General features: G+C 74.7%; 13 protein-coding genes. 10 read left to right on the forward strand and 3 right to left on the reverse strand.

Annotated elements, in window-relative coordinates; all coding sequences use genetic code 11:
- Positions 1–31: 31 nt before the first annotated feature.
- The 8 genes from ACIBQZ_RS12265 (at position 32) to ACIBQZ_RS12300 (ending at position 11253) form a co-directional block, all read left to right on the forward strand.
- A complete protein-coding gene (locus ACIBQZ_RS12265) occupies positions 32–772 on the forward strand; it encodes a hypothetical protein (protein ID WP_396088634.1) in 741 nt (246 codons plus the stop codon).
- An 83-nt stretch (positions 773–855) separates the two neighbouring features.
- The gene (locus tag ACIBQZ_RS12270) at positions 856–2295 is read left to right on the forward strand and encodes an RICIN domain-containing protein (RefSeq protein WP_396088635.1); all 1440 of its coding nucleotides are present in this window, start codon (positions 856–858) and stop codon (positions 2293–2295) included.
- A gap of 75 nt (positions 2296–2370) precedes the next feature.
- Positions 2371–4308 (forward strand): PAS domain-containing protein, encoded by a 1938-nt coding sequence (locus tag ACIBQZ_RS12275; RefSeq protein ID WP_396088636.1) that lies wholly within the window; start codon positions 2371–2373, stop codon positions 4306–4308.
- Positions 4305–5498, forward strand: a complete 1194-nt coding sequence (locus ACIBQZ_RS12280; protein ID WP_396088637.1) for a response regulator — start codon at positions 4305–4307, stop codon at positions 5496–5498. The genes ACIBQZ_RS12275 and ACIBQZ_RS12280 overlap by 4 nt, the downstream gene beginning before the upstream one ends.
- 43 nt (positions 5499–5541) lie before the next feature.
- Positions 5542–5928 (forward strand): response regulator transcription factor, encoded by a 387-nt coding sequence (locus ACIBQZ_RS12285; protein ID WP_396088638.1) that lies wholly within the window; start codon positions 5542–5544, stop codon positions 5926–5928.
- Between the two features lie 117 nt (positions 5929–6045).
- A complete protein-coding gene (locus ACIBQZ_RS12290) occupies positions 6046–7758 on the forward strand; it encodes a S8 family peptidase (RefSeq protein ID WP_396088639.1) in 1713 nt (570 codons plus the stop codon).
- Positions 7759–7811: 53 nt separating this feature from the next.
- Positions 7812–10022, forward strand: a complete 2211-nt coding sequence (locus tag ACIBQZ_RS12295) for a sensor histidine kinase (RefSeq protein WP_396088640.1) — start codon at positions 7812–7814, stop codon at positions 10020–10022.
- 40 nt (positions 10023–10062) lie between these two features.
- Positions 10063–11253 (forward strand): HD domain-containing phosphohydrolase, encoded by a 1191-nt coding sequence (locus tag ACIBQZ_RS12300; protein ID WP_396088641.1) that lies wholly within the window; start codon positions 10063–10065, stop codon positions 11251–11253.
- Here the strand turns inward: ACIBQZ_RS12300 and ACIBQZ_RS12305 are convergent.
- From ACIBQZ_RS12305 to ACIBQZ_RS12315, 3 genes are all read right to left on the reverse strand, one after another.
- The gene (locus ACIBQZ_RS12305) at positions 11219–12439 is read right to left on the reverse strand and encodes an HDOD domain-containing protein (protein ID WP_396088642.1); all 1221 of its coding nucleotides are present in this window, start codon (positions 12437–12439) and stop codon (positions 11219–11221) included. The genes ACIBQZ_RS12300 and ACIBQZ_RS12305 overlap by 35 nt on opposite strands.
- Positions 12436–14616 carry a nitrogen regulation protein NR(II) gene (locus ACIBQZ_RS12310; RefSeq protein ID WP_396088643.1) on the reverse strand — a complete coding sequence of 727 codons (2181 nt, stop codon included), beginning with the start codon at positions 14614–14616 and terminating at the stop codon, positions 12436–12438. Before ACIBQZ_RS12310 ends, ACIBQZ_RS12305 begins: the two co-directional genes overlap by 4 nt.
- 87 nt (positions 14617–14703) lie before the next feature.
- The gene (locus tag ACIBQZ_RS12315) at positions 14704–18030 is read right to left on the reverse strand and encodes an ATP-binding protein (protein WP_396088644.1); all 3327 of its coding nucleotides are present in this window, start codon (positions 18028–18030) and stop codon (positions 14704–14706) included.
- Positions 18031–18125: 95 nt separating this feature from the next.
- Here ACIBQZ_RS12315 and ACIBQZ_RS12320 point away from each other — a divergent pair, with 95 nt between their 5' ends.
- On the forward strand, positions 18126–19697 hold the full coding sequence (locus ACIBQZ_RS12320) for an AMP-binding protein (protein WP_396088645.1): 1572 nt from the start codon (positions 18126–18128) through the stop codon (positions 19695–19697).
- A complete protein-coding gene (gntF, locus tag ACIBQZ_RS12325) occupies positions 19694–21001 on the forward strand; it encodes a guanitoxin biosynthesis pre-guanitoxin forming N-methyltransferase GntF (protein WP_396088646.1) in 1308 nt (435 codons plus the stop codon). The genes ACIBQZ_RS12320 and gntF overlap by 4 nt, the downstream gene beginning before the upstream one ends.
- Positions 21002–21078 lie beyond the last annotated feature (77 nt).

A 21078-nucleotide genomic window follows, 5' to 3' on the forward strand; every position in this document is an offset into this window, starting at 1 on the left:
GGTGGGCGCTGTCGGCTACCGTGGGGCGGCCATGACTGAGCTGCCCCCGCCTCCCGCCTGGATCCGTTGGCCGGTCCGGATCCTCGCCGTCGTCTTCGTGCTGCCGTTCCGCCTGCTGTGGGAGCTGCTCGGGTATCTCGGCCGGTTCCTGGCCCGCTACGTCGGCCGTCCGCTGGCCTGGCTGTGGCACTACGCCGTGGCGGTCCCGGCGGCTTTCCTGTGGCGCTACCTGGTCGCCGTCCCGGCGGCTTTCCTCTGGCGCTACCTGGTCGCTGTCCCGGCGGCTTTCCTCTGGCGCTATCTGGTCGCTGTCCCGGCCGCTTTCCTCTGGCGCCACCTGGTGGTCGTGCCGGTGAGCCGGCTCTGGCAGCGGGTGCTCGGGCCGGCGTTCGCCTGGCTCCGGCGGCACCGGCGGCTGCTCCTGCGGCCGTTCGCGGTCGTGCTGCACTACCTGCTGGTCGTGCCGGTGGTCTGGCTGTGGGAGCTGAGCCTGCCGTTGTGGCGGGGCCTGGGGTGGCTGCTGGCCGGGCTCGCCCGGGGCGTCGCCACGGTGCTGGCTGCCGGGTGGCGCGGCGCCGGCTGGGTGCTGGGGCAGCTCTACCGGTGGGTGCTGCGGCCCGCCGGGCGCGCGCTCGCCTGGGGCTGGCGGCACACGGTGGTGCCCGTCCACCGGGTGGTCGCGGCCGCCGGGCGGTGGGTGCGCGAGGCGGTGCTGCGGCCTGCGGCGGTCACGGCCCGCGCCGTGCTGGTCTCGGTGGGCCTGCGCCGCTGACCCGGGGTGTTGACACGGCGGAAACCTCCGGGCAATCTGTGTTAACGGTCACATCGATCGATCTGAATAGAAAGCAGGTCTCGATGTCGTTCAGACGCTGCGCCCGGGCCCTCGTCGCCGCCCTCGCCGGGAGCATCACCGTGCTCGCCCTGACCGGCGGACCGGTCCGCGCGGCGGCCGTGACGATCACCAACGGCACCCAGTTCACCGACACCTCGGGCGCCGTGGTGCACGCGCACGGCGGCGGCGTCCTGAAGGTCGGCGCCTACTACTACTGGTTCGGTGAGAACCGCAACGCCGACAACACCTTCCGGTACGTGTCCGCCTACCGCTCCACCGACCTGCGCACCTGGGAGTTCCGCAACCATGTGCTGACCCAGTCGTCGGCCGCCGAGCTGGCCAGTGCCAACATCGAGCGGCCCAAGGTGATCTACAACGCCGGCACCGGGCAGTTCGTCATGTGGATGCACAAGGAGACCGCGACCGACTACGGCCAGGCCCGGGCCGCGGTGGCGGTGTCCAGCACCGTGGACGGCGCGTACGCCTACCGGGGCAGCTTCCGGCCGCTGAACACGCACATGTCCCGCGACATCACCACCTTCGTCGACGACGACGGCACCGGCTACATGGTGTCCTCGGCCAACGAGAACCGGGACCTGAACGTCTACCGGCTCACCGGCGACTACACCGGCATCGCCGCGCTGGTCCGCAGCTGGCCCGGCGACGTCCGGGAGGCGCCGGCGCTGTTCAAGCGCAACGGCGTCTACTTCATGCTCACCTCGGGGGCCACCGGCTGGAGCCCCAACCAGCAGAAGTACTCGTCGGCCACGAGCATCACCGGCGCCTGGAGCGCGTGGGCCAACGTGGGGGACGCGACGGCGTACCAGTCGCAGACGGCGTACGTCCTGCCGATCTCGGGCACGGCCGGCACGGCGTACCTGTATCTGGGCGACCGGTGGGGCAACTCCCTGGGCGGCACGGTCAACGACTCCCGCTACGTCTGGGCGCCGCTGCGCTTCCCGACCGCCACGACGCTGGCGATGGACTACTTCCCGTCGCTGGTCGTGGACACCGCGGCCGGCACGGTGACCGGGCCGGGCGGCGCCTACACCGCCGTGGTGGCCCGGCACTCCGGCAAGTGCGTCGACGTGGTGGGCGCCTCGACCGCCGACCGTGCCGAGACCATCCAGTACACCTGCGGCAGCGGCCTCAACCAGCAGTGGCGCCGGCGCGACCTGGGCAACGGCTACGTGCAGCTGGAGGCCCGGCACAGCGGAAAGTGCCTGGACGTGGCGGACGCGTCGACCGCCGACAACGCCCGGGTCGTGCAGTACACCTGCGGCACCGGCACCAACCAGCAGTGGCAGGTGCAGGACGCGGGCGGCGGCTACTACCGGCTGGTGGCCCGGCACAGCGGCCGATGCCTCGACGTGATCAGCGGCGGCACGGCCGACGGCGTCCGGCTCATCCAGTACGCCTGCGGCACCGGCGCCAACCAGCAATGGCTCAGCCGGACGCCCTGACCTCAGATCGGCGTGTGCGCGGCCGATGGGCAGTACGAAGGGTGCCCATCGCCGCGGCCCCTGAGGAAGGCAAACGTGACTGGACCTCGAGCGCCACGGCCGGCTCCGGGCGGCCCGCCGCCGCTCGACCTCGACGCGCGGGCGGTCGCCGAGGCGGTCCGCGACGCCGTCTGGGTGGTCTCCGGGCAGGGGCTCATCCGGTACGCCAACGAGCGTGCCCGGCAGTACCCGGGCGGCGACGGGGCCCCCTGGAGCTCGCTGGTGCACCCCGACGACGCCGACGCGGTGGCGGCCCGGCCCGGCGCGGAACCGTACGAGGTGGAATGCCGGATCGGCGCGGACGGATCGAGCCGCTGGCACAGCGTGCGGTTCACCCCGGCGCGCCCCGGTGACGACCCGGCCGGCTCCTGGATCGTGACCGCGACGGACCTCGACGACCGCCGGTGCCTCGCGGAGACCCGGTCCCTGCTGGAGACCCTGGAGTCGGCCGCACCCGCCGGCTTCGGCTTCGTGGACAGCGACGCCCGGCTGGCCCGGGTCAACGACACCCTGGCCGCGCTGGGGAGCGTGCCGCGGTCACAGCAGCTCGGCATGCCCGTGCACGAGGCGCTGGCGGCGCTCTGGCCCCAGCTCGAGATCCCGTACCGCCGGGCCTGGCAGACCGCCGAGGCGGTCGTCGGGACCGCGATCACCGCCCCGGCGGCGGACGGCACCGACGGTCTGCGCTCCTGGCTCCTCGGGTGCTATCCCGTGTGCGTCGGGGCGCGGCCGATGGGCGTCGCGCTGGTGCTGGTGGACGTCACCGAGCGCGAGCAGGCGCAGGCGTTCCGCTCGGTGATCATGGACGACCTGGCCGAGGGCCTCTACACGGTCGACGGCGACGGGAAGCTCACGTCGATGAACCGGGCCGCGTCGGAGATGCTCGGCTGGCAGGAGCAGGAACTGCTCGGCCTGTCGGTGCACGACGTGGTGCACGCCGTGCCCTGGAACGGCGCCCCGCAGCCGGAGAGCGAGTGCCCGCTGCGGCGGATCCGGCCGGACGCCCTGCAGACCGTCGACGAGACCTTCGTCCGCAAGGACGGCTCCACCTTCGGTGTCGCGTGCTCGGTCGCACCGCTGGAGAACGGCGGCGGGCCACCCGGCGCGGTGGTCACCTTCCGGGACATGACCGAGGTGCGCCGCGCCGAGCTCGAGGACCGTCACGACCAGAAGCTCGAGTCCCTGGGGCGGCTCTCCGCCGGCCTGGCGCACGAGATCAACACCCCGATCCAGTTCGTCGGGGACAACACCCGGTTCCTGGCCGACGCCTACCAGGACATGGTGGAGCTGCTGCTGGTCTACCGCGAGTGCATGACCCCGGCGCTGGGCGAGGTGGAGTGGGGTGAGCGGACGCAGCGCGCGCAGGCGGCCGAGCTCAAGGCGGACATCGAGTACCTCGCCACCGAGATCCCCGCCGCGGTCAGCCAGAGCCTGGAGGGCGTCGAACGGGTGGCGTCGCTGGTCCGGGCGATGAAGTCGTTCAGCTACAAGGACTCCTCGGAGCAGGCGTACGCCGACCTGAACGAGGCGATCCGGACCACGCTCACGGTCGCCCGCAACGAGGTCAAGTACGTCGCCGACGTCGTGCTGGAGCTCGGTGAGCTGCCCGACGTGCTGTGCCACCTCGGCGACCTGAACCAGGTCTTCCTCAACCTGCTCGTCAACGCCGCCGACGCCCTCAAGGACAAGGCCGAACGGGGCGAGATCCGGATCACCTCCACGACGGCCGGTCCCACCGTGGTGCTCAGCTTCGCGGACAACGGCGCCGGCATCCCCGAGGACATCCAGCAGTCCATCTTCGAGCCCTTCTTCACCACCAAGGAGGTCGGCAAGGGCACCGGGCAGGGGCTCGCGCTGGCCCGCGCGGTGCTGGAGAAGCACGGCGGCTCGATCGAGGTGCGCTCGGCGGTGGGCCAGGGCACGGAGTTCATCGTGCGGCTGCCGATCGCCGGCAAGCAGGACGCCTCCGCATGACCAAGGCCCGTGCCCTGTTCGTCGACGACGAGCCCCGGATCCTGGACGGACTGCGCCGCTCGCTGCGCGGCAAGCGGGGCGAGTGGGAGATGGACTTCGTCTGCGACGGCGCCGAGGCCCTCGAGCTGCTGGCCCGGGCGCCGTACGACGTGGTGGTGTCGGACATGCGGATGCCCGGGATGGACGGCGCCGAGCTGCTCACCAACGTCAGCCGGCGGCATCCGGAGGTGGCCCGGGTGGTGCTGTCCGGGCACATCGAGCCGGCGGCGGCGATCCAGGTGGCCGTCGCCGGGCACCGGTTCCTCACCAAGCCCTCGGACGCGGAGAGCGTGATCGCGGTGATCGAGCAGCTGCTGATCCGGACCTCCAGCAGCCATCAGAGCGAGGCACGGCGGATCGCCGGCGGGGTCCGCGCGATACCCACGCTGCCCGAGCACACCGACGGGATCGTCGGCCTGCTCGCCCCCGACGCCGACCTGGCGTACGCGGTGCAGACGGCGATGCACGACGTCGGGCTGACCGCGAAGCTGCTCCAGCTGTCCAACTCCCGGTTCTTCGGCTCCCGGCCCCGCAACTCCTCCGTCGAGTCGATCGTCAACGCCATGGGGGTGCCGATGGTCCAGGCGGTGGCCGGCGCGGGGCACGTGCTGCGCCCGACCTCACCCTGGAGCCCGGTGATCGAGCAGCACCTCCGCACCGCCTGGCGGCACGCGGTGGCGACCGCCTGCCTGACGGACTTCGTGGCCTCGCCGGCCAACCGCCCGCACGCGCAGGCCGCGGCGCTGCTGCAGGACGTCGGCCGGCTGGTCTGCCTGGCGGCGGTGGGTGACGAACAGGGCTCCGGCGTCGACCTGGGCGCGGAGACCCGCGACGGGGTGCCGTTCCGCGACGTCGGCGTGGAGCTGCTGCACCTGTGGGGACTGCCGCCGCCGATCGTCGCCGCGGTGGCCTGGCGCGACGCCGCGCAGGCGCCGGAGCCGTCCGGGCTCGGGGTGGCCGCGGCCGTCCGGACGGCGCACCTGCTGATCCAGGAGACCGAGTCCGCGTGCCCGGCCGCCGGCCGCCACCCCGCGGAGCTGGCTCGGCTGCTGTCCCATCCGCAGCTGACGGCGCAGGCCGTGGACTGGCGCCGGGCGGCCGACGAGGCGTCGCGCCAGGCCGGCTTGTGGCACGGCAACCGCCGGCGCTGAGCACCGGCGGTGCCGTCGTGGCGCCGCCCGGGAAGGGGAGCACATGGCACGCATCCTGGTCGTCGACGACGACCCGGCGATCCGGCAGCTGCTGACCGACGTGCTGGAGCTGGACGGCTACGAGGTCAGCCTCGCCGTGGACGGGCTGGCCGCCGTCGCGGCGGTGCAGGCGGCGAGCCCGGACTTCGTGGTGCTGGACGTGATGATGCCGGGCCTGGACGGTTTCGGGGTGCTGGACGTCATCCGCGCCCAGCCCGGCGAGCCGATACCGGTGCTCATGCTGACCGCGGCCGCCGAGTCCGACGCCAACGCCCGGGCCTGGGCCGGCGGGGTGGACTACTACCTCGCCAAGCCGTTCACCGCGGACGCCGTGCTCGACCTGATCGACGGTGTGCTGGCGGGGCCGGTGCCCGCCGCCGAAACCGATTGACGACCGATCCTTCTCAAGATGGCTGTGGGGCGGCCGATGATGCCGCCACGGACCGAGTTGGCCCTGGCCGCCGACAACGTCGAACGGTTACCCACAGTAGCAAGGAGAGTGCGGACCGTGAGAATTCCCCGATTTGCGACATCACCGGGCGTCACCGCCGCCCACCGCCGCCGGCTCACGGCGGCCGCCGCCGCGCTCGTGATCGTCGGCCTGCCGGCTCCGGCCGGGGCGCAGCCCGCCGCGGGGGAGTGGCGCGACGTCGTCGTGACCGGCGCCGACTCGGCCGGGGCGGCCCGGGCCGTGCTGGCCGCCGGCGGCCGGGTGGTGACGCTGCTGCCCGTCGTGCGCGGTGTCGCGGCGCGGCTGCCGGGGGACACCACCCTCGACCCGGCCTGGTCGGTGGCGCCGCAGCGGGAGATCACCGTCGCCGAGGCGGCGGTGCCCGCCGGGACGGCAACGGCGACGACCGTACGCGAGATGCTCGGCCTGCCCGCCGACGGCGACGAGGGCCGCGGTGTCACGGTGGCCGTGGTCGACACGGGCATCGCCGACGTGCCCGACCTCGCGGGACAGCTGGCCGGCCGGGTCGACCTGACCGGCACCGGCGCCGGGGACGGCTACGGCCACGGCACGTTCATGGCCGGGCTGATCGCCGCGACGGGCGAGGCCTCGGCGGGCGCCCACCGGGGAGTCGCGCCGGGCGCCAAGATCGTCGATGTCAAGGTCGCCGACGCGGACGGGCGTACCGACCTCACCACGGTGCTGCGCGGGCTGCAGTGGGTCAGCGACCACCGCCGGGACGTGCAGGTGGTCAACCTGTCGCTCTCCTCGGACAGCCCGCTGCCGTACCAGATCGACCCGCTGACCCAGGCCCTGGAATCGCTGTGGCACCAGGGCATCACGGTCGTCGTGCCGTCCGGCAACGACGGCCCCGGTACGGGCTCGGTGACCTCGCCCGGCAACGACCCGCTGCTGCTCACCGCGGGCGGGCTGGACGCCGGCGGCACGGCCGGCCGGGACGACGACGTGGTCGGCGTCTGGTCCGGACGCGGGCCGACCTGGCAGGGCGACGCCAAGCCGGACCTGGTGGCGGCCGGCGGCCACGTGGTGAGCCTGAGCTCGCCGGGCAGCGTGGTCGAGCGGGGCAACCCGCAGGCCCGGGTCGGCAACGGTTACCTGCGCGGCTCCGGCACATCCATGGCCGCCGCGGTCACCTCCGGGGTCGTCGCCGGCGTGCTCGCCGAGCAGCCCAACCTGCGGCCGGCCGCGGTGAAGAACCTGCTCACCAGCACGGCGTACCCGAGTGCCGGGCTGGACCGCGCGGCCGGGGCAGGCGCGGGTGGCCTGGACGCCGTCCGTGTGCTCGCCGAGGCGCCGCGCTGGAGTGCCGGCCGGGCCCAGCAGCAGTACGACGCCGACACCGCCACCGTCGGGCGCGACGCGAAGCGCTGGGCCGCGTTCTCGAAGGCCCTGGTGGACGGCGACCAGCAGGCCGCCGAGCGGGCGTGGAAGCGGCTGACCCCGGCCTCGCGGGACTGGGCCGCACGGGCCTGGGCGCAGCTGGACCCGGCCGCCCGTGCCTGGGCCGCGCGGGCCTGGGCGGACGCGGACTGGACGGCGCGGGCGTGGGCCGACGGTGACTGGGCTGCGCGGGCCTGGGCGGCCCGGGCCTGGGCCGCACGCGCCTGGGCGTCCGACGACTGGGCCGCGCGGGCCTGGGCGGACGCGGACTGGACGGCGCGGGCCTGGGCCGCCGACGACTGGGCCGCGCGGGCCTGGGCGGCCGACCGGTGGAACGCCCGGGCCTGGGCCTGGATGCCCACGTCGTGACCCAAGCGTCAGCACGCTCCGGCCGCCCGGCCTTGTCCCGGGCGGCCGGAGCCGTGCGCGCGCACCTGCGTGATCCCATCACGCGGCGGGTCACCGGCGTGGTCCTGCTCGGCGTCGCCCTGGCCGCCGTCGTGGTGGTCGGCCTCGCCGACCGCGGCAGTGTGCTGCGGGGCCTCGGCGTGCCGACCATGGTGCTGCTGCTCGGCCTGACGGTGCTGACCTGTCTCGCCGAGATGATCGTGGTCCGGCTGCGGCACGGGGAGGCCGTCGAGGAGCTCAGCCTCTACGAGGCGGCGCTCATCGTCGACGTGCTGCTGCTGCCGCCCCGTGCCGCCCTCTTCGCCGCCGCCGCCGGGCTGGTGCTCGCCAGCGCGCTGCAACGGCGTCCGGTGGTGAAGGCCGTGTTCAACCTCGGCACCTACACGGCGGCCACCTCCGTGCTGATCCTCACCGTGCACCTGACCGGCGGCGCGCCCGGCTCGCTGAGCCTGGGCGTGCTGGCCGGGGTGCTGGCCGGCACGGTCGCGTTCACCGGGGTGAACCTCTGCTGCCTGGCCCAGATCCTGGGCGTGATCGACAAGACCTCGCCGTGGCGGATCGTGCGCGCGGAGGCCCGGCTGTCGGCGTACATGGCGGTCGGCACGATGGCGACCGGGCTGACCACCGCCGAGATCGCGCTGCACTCGCCGTTGCTGCTGCCGTTCATGGCGATGCCGGCCCTCGCCGTCACCTACGCCTACCGGGCGGCGGCGCGGGAGGCCGACGAGCACGCCCGCTCGGCCTGCCTGCTCCAGCTGTCCCACGCGCTGGCCGAGCGGGAGGACGTCGTGCGCCAGTTCCTGCTGCTGGTGCGGGAGGCCTTCGGCGCCGACCTGGCCATGGTGGCGCTGGACAGCGCCGGGGCCGCCCTGTCGGTGGACGGCGCCGACCCCGCCGCCGTCCGGACCGGGCCGGTGCCGCCGCACCTCGCGGCCCTCGGCCCGATCGACGGTCCCGTGCACCTCACCGACGACCTGCCGGACGGGCTGCGTCACCTGGTGGTCGTCCCGGTGCTGGGCGGCGGGCGGCGGTTCGGCACGGCGGCCTTCGGCACCCGGGGCCGCAGCCGCGGCTGGATGACAACCGGTGACGTCACGTTGCTGGCCTCGCTCGCCAGCGCCCTCGCGGTGGCCATGCGCGGCGCCGAGCACCTGGACCGGCTGGTCGCCGAGACCAGCAAGCTGCAGGCGGTCGTCGAGCAGTCCGCCGAGGGCATCATGGTGATCGACGGCGCCGGGCTGGTGCAGGTCTGGAGCCGGGCGCTCGCGGAGATCACCGGCGTCGACGCCGGCGACGCCACCGGCCGGCCGCTCGCCGCGGTGCTCGACCTGCCGGACGAGGAGGAACGCCGACGGCTCATGCCCGTCTCGGTGGCGCAGCCGAGGACGGTCGCCGAGCTGACGATCCGCCGCCGGGACGGCGAGCAGCGCCGGCTGCGCCTCGCCCACTCGGCGATCTTCACCGCCGGGCAGCTGGTCCGGGACGTGATCGTGATCAGCGACCTGACCCGGGAGTACCGCACCGAGCGGCTCAAGTCCGACTTCATCGCGATGGTCTCGCACGAGCTGCGGACCCCGCTGACCCCGATCATCGGCTACGTCGACCTGCTGCGGACCCGGGGCGAGCGGATGACCCCGCAGAAGCGCATGGACGCGCTGAACCTCATCGGCGACCGCGCCGGGCACCTGTCCCGGCTGGTGGAGGACCTGCTGCTGGCCTCGCGGTTCGGCGACAACCCGGACGACGTGGCGTTGCAGGTGTCGGCGGGCACGCACGACCTCGGCGCGCTGGTCACCCAGGCGGCCCGCGACCTCGGCTCGGCCCGGGTGGTGCTGGATCTGCCGCCGGAGCCGGTCCTCGCGCACTGCGACGACGGCCGGGCCCTGCAGGTGCTCGCCAATCTGATCGGCAACGGCCTCAAGTACTCCGCGGCCGACGCCGAGGTGGAGGTCGGCCTGCGGCGCGTCGGGGCGCAGGTGCGCGTCGAGGTCCGCGACCACGGCCGCGGCATCCCCGCCGACCAGCTCGAGAAGGTCTTCGGCAAGTTCCACCGGGTGGAGGACCCGATGACGATGAGCACCAGCGGCACGGGCCTGGGCCTGTTCATCGCCCGCCGGCTGGCCCGGGCGATGGACGGCGACGTCACGGTCGTGTCCACGCTCGGCGCCGGATCGGTGTTCACGCTGACGCTGCCCTTCGGAAGCTCGGTGGATAAACCGCTTTAGGCCTATATTGGGGTGATTCAAGCCACTGCGAGGAGCGGGCATGACGAACGCCGTCGAACGACCGCGGATCCTGCTGGTCGACGATGAGCCGAACCTGCTCGACGGGCTCCGCCGGCAGCTGCGCCGCGACTTCGACGTGGAAACCGCGGTCGGCGCCGCGAACGGGTTGTTCGCCCTGAAGCCGGCCGCGCCCTTCGCGGTGATCGTCTCCGACTTCCTCATGCCCGGCATCAACGGCGCGCAGTTCCTGGCCGCGGCGGCGAAGGCGGCGCCCACCAGCACCCGGATGCTGCTCACCGGCCACACCAGCCTGGCCGACGCCGCGGTCACCGTGAACCAGGGGCGCGTCTTCCGGATGCTGCTCAAGCCCGTCGACACCGAGACGATGACGGCCGCCCTGCGCGACTGCGTGACCCAGCACCGGCTGGTCGTGGCCGAGCGTGAGCTGCTGGAACGCACCCTGCAGGGCAGCGTCAAGGCGCTGTCCGACGTGCTGTCGCTGGCCAGCCCGGCGGCGTTCGGCCGGGCGTCGCGGATGCGGCGGGTGGCCTCGGCGATCCTCGACCAGGTGGAGATCGAGGACCGCTGGGCGGCCGAGCTCGCCGTGGAGATGGCCCAGCTGGGCATCGTGTCGCTGCCCCCGACGGTGGCCGGCAAGCTCGACACCGGCGCCGAGCTGACCCCGGCCGAGCAGGCGATGGTGGACGAGCTGCCGGCCGTCGCCGTCCAGCTCATCTCGCCGATCCCCCGGATGACGCCGGTGGCCGACTGCATCCGCTACTCCCGCAAGGGCTTCGACGGCTCGGGGTCGCCGGCGGACGGCACCGCCGGCGACCGGATCCCGCTCGGCGGCCGGCTGCTGCGCCTGGTGCAGGATCACGACGCGCTGCTGCTGCAGGGGATGTCCCCGACGGTCGCCCTGGCGACGCTGCGGACCAACGCCCAGCTCTACGATCCCGCGCTGCTGGCGGCGTTCGCGGCGACCGGGGCGGCGACGGCCGAGGCGATCCGCGGGGTGCTGCTGGCCGACCTGCAGTCCGGCATGGTGCTGGCCGCCGCGGTCCGGAGCCGGTCGGACGTGCTGCTGGTGAACGCCGGTCAGGAGGTCACCGTGGGCCTGCTCACCCGGCTGCGCAACTTCGCCGCGCTGGAGGACGGCGTCGCCGAACCGGTGATGGTGCTGGACCCGGCCGGGGTCAGCGCGGCGCCCGCTCCCGTCGCCATCGGGTGAGCACGGCCCGGGCGGGCTCGTCGAGCTGATCCTCGTCGAGCGCGAACGCGCCGGCCGACCCGCACACCAGCCCGAGCTCCGCCTCCACCGCCAGGTGCGCCACCGTGACGGCGGACGGCGCGTCGGTCACCGCCACCGGTGGCACCGCGGACGCGTGGCCGGCGACCGCCTCGATCACCGGATCCGGCAGCCCCCAGAACCGCAGCAGGCCGACCCCGGCGTCGAGATGCGAGAAGCCGATCAGCGCCGATTCCGTGACGCAGAGCAGGGTGGCGCCGGCCGGATCCGGCGCCGGATCGCGCCAGCGCACCAGGGCCTGCGCGAACTCGCGTGGCTGCATCGAGGCGAGCACCAGCTGGCCGATCTCGTGCAGCAGGCCGGCGGTGAAGGCGTTGCTCTCCCAGGCGGTGCCCGCGGCGAACATCCGGCACAGCCGTGAGGTCTCGACCGAGTGCAGGGTGAGCCCGTCCAGCCATTCCGCGGGCAGCCCGCTGCCGACGTCGAACGTCCGGATCAGGTCGTGCATGAGCACCAGCCCGCGTACGGTGTGCACGCCGAGCAGTGTCACCGCCTGCCCGACGTCGCTGATCTTGCGGCCCAGCGTGTACGCCGACGAGTTCACCAGCTGCAGCACCTTGGCCGTCACGGCGGGATCCCGCTCGATGACGGCGCCGACCGACTGCGCCGACGCGTCGTCGGAGCCGAGCGCCTCGACGAGCTCGACGAGCGTGCGCGGCGGGCTCGGCAGGGACTGGAGGTCGGCCTGGTCCGGTCGCGCGCCCGGGCCGGTGCCGGCGCGGACGTCGATGAGCCGCTCCACCGTGGCGACCAGCTGCTCCGGTGAGCTCGGTTTGGTGAGGAACTCGTGGGCCAGCACCATGATGCCGAGCAGGTTGTCCTCGTTGGTCTGGCCGGAGAGGATCACCCGGGCCGTCGCCGGGTACTCGATCCGGACCTGTTCCAGCAGCTGCGCGCCGTTCATCCCGGGCATCCGGTAGTCCGAGACGATCACGTCGCACGGCCGCTCCCGCATGGCGGCCAGGGCCGCGTCGGCGCCCTCGGCGAAGGACATGTCCCAGCGGTCCCGATGGATCCGGAGCATGCGCCGCAGGCCGCCGAGGATCCGCGGCTCGTCGTCGACGAACAGGATGTGCGGCCGCTGCGGCGGCGGGCTGCCGGCGGTCACCGGGACGCCTCCGCGAGCCGGGTGTCCGGCATCTCGCCGAGCTCGCCGACCGGCAACCGTACGGTGAAGACGGTGCCGGCGCCGACCGTGCTGGTGAAGTCGATGGTGCCGCCGTGCCGGTCCGCCACCAGGGTGCGGACCAGGGCGAGCCCCTGACCGGTGCCCGTGCCCACCTCCTTGGTGGTGAAGAACGGGTCGAAGAGCTTGTCGGCGATCTCCGGGGGCACGCCCGTGCCGGTGTCGGCGACCTCGATGACGGCGTATCCGTCGTCCAGGCGGGTGCTGATCCGGATCGTGCCCCGGCCCCGGTCCGCCGCGCCGATCGCGTGGGCGGCGTTGACCACCAGGTTGAGCACCACCTGGTTGATGTCGCCGAGATGGCAGTGCACCAGGGGGAGCTCTCCGAGGTCGGTCTCGACGTCGGCGATGTACTTGATCTCGTTGTTAGCGACCACGACGGTGTTCTGGATCGCCTCGTTGAGGTCCGCCCGGCTCTTCTCCTCGGTGCCGGGATGGCCGAACGCCTTCATCGCCCGGACGATGTGGGCCACCCGGCCGATGCCCTCGAGGGTCTGGGTGACCGCGGCCGGCACCTCCTCCATCACGAAGTCGATGTCGATCTCGGTCGCCACCCCGTCGAGGTTGCGCAGCGCGGCGGTGAGGTCGCCGTTCGCCTGCGCCGCCGACACCAGCTCCCGGTACGCGGCGAGCAGCCGGTCCAGATCGGCGAAGGCGGTGTCCAGGAACCGCACGTTGTCACCGACGAACTGGATCGGGGTGTTGATCTCGTGGGCGATGCCGGCGGCGAGCCGGCCGACCGACTCCAGCTTCTGCGCGTGCCGCAGCTCCAGCTCGAGCCGGTGCCGCTCGGAGACGTCGCGCGCGGTGAAGACGATGCTGCGCGAGCCGTCGTGCTCGCTCACGTACTCGACCAGGGCCTCCACGTCGGCCCACTCCGCGCTCTCGCTGCCCCGGATCCGGCAGGGCACCGGCTTCGGCCGGACGAACGACGACGCTACGTCGCGCAGCACGGACACCTCGTCCTCGTGCACCAGCGACCACAGGTCGTGACCCGTGAGCATCTCGCCCGGGCAGGCCAGCAGCATCTCGGCCGCCGGATTGACGAACCGGATCACGCCGTTCTCGCCGGCCAGGATCAGCGCGTCGGCGGAGTGCTCGACCACGATGCTCAGCCGCGACCGGCTCAGCAACTGGTCGAGGGTGAGCGCCGCCTCGTCCGCCAGGGTGGTCAGCGCGGCCGACAGATCGTCGGCCGGCCGCCGGTCGAGCGCCAGCACCAGCATGCCGAAGGCGTGCCCGTGCGCGGCCAGCGGGGCGAGCATGACCATGGGATGCGGGGGCAGCCGGAGCAGCTCGGTCACCTCCCGGGCCGCCTCGTCGCCGACCGCCACGTACTCGCCGGGCCGGAGCGCGGCGTCGGTGCCCGCCGGCAGCCGGGCCAGCTCGGTGATCCAGCCGGCCGCCTCGCTGCCCACGTTCCCGGCCGCGGCGATGACGTGCAGCGACTGCCGGGTGACGGTCAGGACGAGCGCGGCGCTCGAGGCCCGGTCGAGGCTGAGCGCGGCGCCCAGGGTCACGTCCATCGCCTCGGCCCGCGACATGGAGGCGACCAGGCCGGCGCCGGCCGACGCCAGCGTGGCCTCCCGGTCGGCCGACCGGTCCCGGGCACTGCTGCCGCGGGCCAGCACGTGGTTGACCGCGACGGAGATCAGCGCGGTGAACAGCAGCGGCAGGGCGGCACCGGGCGCGACGCCGAGCATGATGCCCACGGCCATGATCACGCAGAGCACCGCGGCGGCGAGCAGCTTCTGCCGGAGCCGGCCGTACAGCGAGCGGAAGTTGACCCAGACGAAGAGCAGGCCGATGGTGATGCCGTAGTCGGACGCCGCGGCCACCACACACACGCAGGCGCCCTCGGGGATCCAGCTCCAGGCGGGGAAGCGCTGGCGGCGGTACCCGAGGTAGAGCCAGGCCACCACCAGCAGGGCCGCCACCACGGCCGGCACGCCCAGCCCGTGCCGGGCTCCGCCGATGAGGCCCCACAGGCCGAACCCGGGCCAGACCAGCAGGATGCCGAGGAACAGCGTGCGGACCTGGCCCAGCATGGTGTCGGTCCCGCGCAGCCAGCGTTGTACCCACCACGCCCTACTGGTCATGGCCGCCCCTCCAGGCAGATCCCGTATCAGCTGTTACCGGACCCATGGTGTATATGGGTTCATAGTCTCAGAAACACGGAACCAGCGTTACGGAAGGCGGGGTTCGGCGGCGCCGGCCCGCGGGCAGCCGATGGCCCGGTACCCGGCGTCGGCCCGGGCCAGGTGGCCGTCCCGGTCCAGCCCCAGCGGCGAGCGCTGCCCCGGGGCCAGCCGGCGCCCGAGCTCGTCGTGGGCCCGGGCCAGCTCGTACGGCATCGCCAGCTGCTCGGCCGCGCGGACCGCCCGGGTCCACGCCCGCAGCGCCCGGCCCGTCCGCCCGTCGAGGGCGTCCTGCAATCCTGCGCAGATCAACGCGCGGGGCAGGGCCATCGGGAACGTGCGCGCATAGCGGCGCAACCGGCGTACGGCCGCGGCCGCGGTGGCGCGCGGGCCGTCCCGGTCCGGCTCGTGCTCACGCAGGGCCAGGCAGACCTCCACGATGCCGGCGTGGGCCTCCAGCACGTACTGCTCGACGGACGGCCGCGGGCCCACCAGCTCGTCCGCGGCCCGCACCGACAGCCAGGCCTGCTCCGGGCGGCCGGCGGCGAGGTGCGCCCTGGCCTGCGCCGCGTGCAGCCGGGCGCCGTCGATGCCGGCCGCGAAGGGCCGGAGCCGCTCGGCCTCCCGCAGCAGCCCGGGCAGCGCCGGGTCCGCCGGATCGGTCCGCAGGCCGGTCTCGATCAGGACCATCAGGCCCCAGAACTGCACCACCGGGTCGCGGCGCTCCCGGCCCGCGGCCAGCCCCTCGGCCGCCGCAGCCGCCGCCTGCGGGTACCGGGCGGTCAGGTAGTGCACGACCGCGGTGATCAGCAGCACCTCGTCGGCCCACCGGTGCATCGGGATCCGCCGGCCCAGCTCCCGGACCCGGGCGGCGGCCACCTCCACCGCCGCCCAGTCGCCGGCCCCGACCCAGTGCAGGCCGCCCACGATGGCGACCCAGCAGATCGTGAGCGGGTCGTCGGTGCGCGCCGCGGCGGCGCTCGCGGCGGCCAGCTGGCGGCGGGCGTGCCCGCGCAGGCCGGCCGTGCCCAGGACCATGCCGACGCCGGCCCGGGCCCGGGCGGTCAGCTCGAGATCCCCGGCGCGCTCGGCGTCGGTGAGCGCCCGCAGCGCGGCCGGCAGCAGCGGCGTCCGCTCCTGCAGCACCCAGTAGACCTCGATGATCGTGTAGCTCGCGGCGGCGCGCTCCTGAGCCGGCTCGCGGCCGTCGCCGGCGGCGGGGCGGTGGCCGCCCAGCAGCCGGCGGGCCGCCTGCGCCGCGAGCATCCCGTGCCAGCCGGCGGGCGAGGCCGGCGACCTGCTGCCCAGCGCCGACAGGGCGAGCTCCAGGTGGTGCCGGGCGGCCGGGGCCGCACCGAGCTGCTGGTGCGCCTCGCCGAGCAGCCGCTGCCAGCGGGCGTGGTGCAACGCGGTGATGTCCGGGCGCCGCAGCGCCGCACCGAAGAAGGCCCGGGCCTCCCGGAACCAGCCGGCCCGCTGGTACAGCTCCCAGACCCGCAGCAGATGCGCGTCCAAGGCGTCCGGGTCGGCCTCGCGGATCAGCCATTCCGTGGCCACCCGCAGGTTCTCCGCCTCCAGGCCCGCCCGGGCCGGGGTCAGCCGCAGCGCCGCGTAGTGCTCGGCGTGCCGACGCCGGGTCCGGTCCTCCTCCGCCGGGTCCGCGGCCAGCAGCTCGGCGGCGTACTGCCGGAGCAGCTCGTGCATGCCGTAGCGGCCGTCCTCGCCGGCCGCGACCAGTGACTGGTCGACCAGGGCGGCCAGCAGCGGCAGGCCCGCCTCCGCCACCGCGGCGGCCGCCGCCAGGTCGAAGCCGCCCCGCAGCACCGAGAGCCGGCGCAGCACGCCGCGCTCCTCGGCGGTGAGCAGCTCCCACGACCGGTCGACGACCGTGCGCAGGCTGCGGTGCCGCGGTTCGACGTCCGGCGACGCGGTCGCCAGCAGATCAAGCCCGGCCGCGAGCCGGTCGGCGATCACCGGCGGCGCGGCGGACCGGATCCAGCGGGCGGCCAGTTCGATCGCCAGCGGCACGCCGGCCACCAGCCGGCAGATCCGGTCGACGCCCTCGTCCCCGGCGCCGGCCGCGAAGCCCGGCCGCAGCAGCCGGGCCCGTTCCGCGAAGAGCTGGACGGCCTCGGGGCCCGGCAGGCCCGGCACCTCGACCAGCTGCTCCGCCGCCAGCCCCAGCTGCCGCCGGGAGGTCACCAGCAGCCGCGCCGCCGGCGCCCGGCCGAGCAGCTCGGCCAGCACCGCCGCCGCGCCGGGCAGGTGCTCCAGGTTGTCGAGCACGAGCAGCGTCTCGCGGCCGGCCAGGTGCTCGGCGATCAGCTCCAGCGGCGGGCTCGGCGTCGCCGTGGCCACCCCCAGCGCCCGGGCCAGCGCGCTGACGACCCCGTCCCCGGCGTCCTCGGTGCCCACCAGGGAGACGAAGACGCAGCCGTCGCGGTGCGCCTGCTGCCGGGTGGCGGCGACCTCGACGGCCAGCCGGGTCTTGCCGATGCCGCCCGGCCCGACCAGCGTCACCAGCCGGCACGCGGGGTCGTCGAGCAGCTCGTGCACGCGGGCGAGCTCCCGGGTGCGGCCGATCAGCGTCGTCAGGGGACGCGGCAGATCCGCGGCCGGCGCCGCCGGGCGTGGCACGGCGAACCCGCCGGTGGCCGCGATCTGGTCGCGCAGCGCGGTGGTGGCCGCGGCCGGCTCGACGCCCAGCTCGTCGCGGAGCAGGCCGCGGCAGGTCTCGTACTGGGCCAGGGCCGCGCCGCGCTGACCGGCCTCGACCAGGAACCACATCAGCGCCCGGTGCGCGTCCTCGGCGAGCCGGTCGAGCGCCAGCATCCGGCGGGCCACCTCGATGCCGGCCGGGGCGTCGTGCTCGTCGCGGGCGTACCGCAGCGCCCGCTCCATGGCCGCGAGCATGTCGGCCCGGACCGCGGCGCGGCGCTCGTCGGCCCACTCCTCGAACACCGGGGCGCCGGGAACGGCGAGACAGCCGAGGAAGTCGCCGCGGCAGAGCCGGACGGCGGCCAGCAGCTCGGGGCCGGGCCGCTCGCCGGCGGCCGCCCGGGCCACCTCGGCGGCATCGAGGTGGATCGGGCGGCGCCCGTCCAGCCCCACCGTCTCCCGGGTCGCCACCAGATGGCCGGGCAGCGCCCGGCGCAGCTTGCTCAGCACCAGCCGCAGGTTCGCCCGGGCGGCCGGCTCCGGCAGGTCGCTCCAGAGCAGCCCGGCCAGCGCCGAACGGGAGTGCGCGGCGCCGGTCACCGCCAGGTAGCAGACCAGCGCCGTGGCCTTGACGGACGCCAGCTCCGCGGGTGGCCGCCCACCCACGGTCAGCTCGGCCGCACCGAGCACCCGGACCCGGAGTTCCTCCTGCGCCATAGCCACCGCCGTCGTCAGCAGGACTTTATCGCGAACCACGCTGCGCACACGGTCGGGAAACGGTCAGCACACGCCCGCTGCCTACGGTCCGGGTCATGAACCTTTCCAGCAGCATCCTGCGCAGTGACCTGCCCGATGTGGAGGTCGGCGGGTCCACCGTGCCCGCGTTCGTCCTGCGGCACGCCGAGCGGCTCGGCGACAAGCCGGCCCTGGTCGACGGGCTCAGCGGACGGACCATCAGCTATCGCGAGCTGGCCGCCGGCGTCGACCGGATGGCGGCCGGGCTGGCCGCCCGCGGGTTCGCCCCCGGCGACGTGCTGGCCGTGCACTGTCCCAACCTGCCGGAGTACGCCCTGATCGCCTACGGGGCGATGGCCGCGGGCGGGATCGTCACCGGGGCCAACCCGGGACTGACCGTCGAGGAGCTGGCCGGGCAGCTGGCCGACGCGTCGGCACGGGTGCTGGTCACCGTGCCGGCGCTGGCCGACCCCGCGGTGGCCGCGGCGGCGAAGGCCGGGGTCGAGCAGGTGTACGTGCTCGGCGAGGCACCGGGTGCGACGCCGTTCGGTGAGCTGATCGGACACCCGTACCCGGCGGTGCGGGTGCCGGTCGACCCGGACCGGGACCTGGCCGCGTTGCCGTACTCCAGCGGCACCTCGGGCCTGCCCAAGGGCGTGGAGCTGACGCACAGCGCCCTGGTGACCAACGTCCGGCAGGGTCAGGCGGCCCTGGGCTTCGCCGAGGACGACGTGGTGGTGGCCGTGGCGCCGTTCTTCCACGCCCTCGGCTTCAACTGCCTGCTGCCGGGCAGCCTCGCCGCCGGCGCCACCGTGGTCACGCTGGCCCGCTTCGACCTCGAGGACTTCCTGCGGGTGATCCAGGACCACCGGGCGACGCTGACCATCGTGGTCCCGCCGATCATCCTGGCGCTGGCCCACCACCCGGTGGTGGACCGGTACGACCTGTCCTCGCTGCGCGCGGTCGGCGTCGGCGCGGCGCCGCTGGGCGCCGATCCGGAGCAGCGCTGCGCCGAGCGCCTGGGCTGCGCGGTCAGCCAGGGCCTCGGCATGACCGAGGCGTCCGCGCTCATCGCCGGCGGGCCGCTGGACCGGCCCCGCCGCGGCTCGGTCGGCAGGCTGGTGCCCGGCACCGAGGCGCGGATCGTCGGCCCGGACGGCGCCGACCTGGCCGCCGGCCGCACCGGCGAGCTGTGGATCCGCGGCCCCCAGCTCATGCGGGGCTACCGGCACGACCCGGCCGCGACCGCCCGGACCGTCGACGCGGACGGCTGGCTGCACACCGGCGACCTCTGCTACGTCGACGTGGACGGTTACCTGTACGTGGCCGACCGGCTCAAGGAGCTGATCAAGTGCAGGGGCTACCAGGTGGCGCCGGCCGAGCTGGAGCACCTGCTGCTGACCCATCCGGCGGTCGCGGACGCTGCGGTGGTGCCCCGGCCCGACCCGGAGGCCGGCGAGGTGCCGGTCGCGCACGTGGTGCTGCGCGGGCCGGCCACGGCGGAGGAACTGCTGGCGTACGTCGCCGAGCGGGTCGCGCCGTACAAGCGGCTGCGCGCGGTCCGGCTCACCGGCGCGGTGCCGAGATCGCCGGCGGGCAAGCTGCTGCGGCGGGTCCTGGTCGAGGCGGAACGGGCCGGCCGGCTGTGACGCTCTCGGTGGGGGCGCCCACGGCGCGCCGGGGCCTGGTCCGCTGGGCCGTCAGCCTCGGCGCCACCGTGGCGTCGACGTACGCCCTGGACGCCGTCGCCGCGGCCACCGGCGCCGCGCTCGTCGCCGCGGGTCTGTTCGCCGGGCTCGGCCGCCCGGGCCTGGTCGCGCTGCTGGTGGTCAGCTACGCGGCCTGGGGGCTGGGCCTGCGGGTCAACCTGCGGGCGAACGCCGCGCTGCTGACCGCCACGGGCACCAGCACCAACGTGCTGAGCAAAGCCGCCTACGACCTCGCCCGGCGCTGGAGCACCGGCGAGCGGACCCCGCGCCTGGCGGCGGCCGCCGGCTACCTCGGCACCGAGCTGGCCAAGGAGGCGCCGTTCTACCTCGGCGCCTTCGGTGCCGCCGCGGTCAGCGACGCCATCACGTCGGACCAGGCCCTGATCTTCCTCAGCGGCGCCAACCTCGGCGCCGCCCTCTACGAGTACGGGCTGGCCCGCGCCACCCGGGCGTTCGTCCGCCGCCGCGGTCACGCCTCCTTCGACACCGACTGGGTCCCGGCGGAGTACCTGTCCGGCTACTACCGCACCGTCGAGCCGGACGAACTGGCCACGATCGCGTTCCTGGTCGACGCGGCCCGGCACGCCGAACCGGGCCGGCCGGTGCTGTTCTTCGGCGTCGGCCCGACCCTGCACCACGTGTTCGCCTTCGCCGAGGTGGCCGGCGAGCTCCACGTGGCCGATCTGCTGCCGGCCAACCTGGCGGAGATCCGGCGCTGGCTCGACCGCGACGCACGCGCGCACGACTGGCGGCCGTTCGTCCGGCACACCCTGCGCTGCGAGGCCGGCGCCGACCCGGCCGAGGAGGAGGTGACCGCCCGGGAGGAGCTGACCCGCAAGAAGATCACCGAGCTGTTCCGGGCCGACGGCCGGCAGCCGATCCCGGTGCCGCGGCGGTATACGACCGTCGTCAGCGGCTACTGCGCCGAATCCGCGACCGGCGACCGCGGGACGTGGCGGACGTTCATGGGTCACCTCACCGACCTGGTCGGTCCCGGCGGCCTGTTCGTCACCGCCGCGCTGCGCAACTGCCGGCAGTACTCGGTGGCGGGCAAGGCGTTCCCAGGCGCCGGCATCAACGAGCGGGACCTGTGCGCGGTGCTGGAGCGGGACTTCGCGGTCCGGGACGCGCGCATCGAGGTCCGCCGGGTGCCGCTGGCCGCCGCGCACGGCTACTCGGCCATCGTGCTCTGCCACGTGCGCCGGCGGGTCCGGCCCGCGGGGCCGGCTGGAAGTCGCAGCTGACGACCGCGGCCTGATCGGCGCCGTGGCGCCGGCGCGGACTGCGACCGGCTGATCGCCGCGGTCACGGCCGTCGCCGC

It is taken from the genome of Actinoplanes sp. NPDC049599, assembly GCF_044465625.1.
Lineage (GTDB): Bacteria > Actinomycetota > Actinomycetes > Mycobacteriales > Micromonosporaceae > Actinoplanes.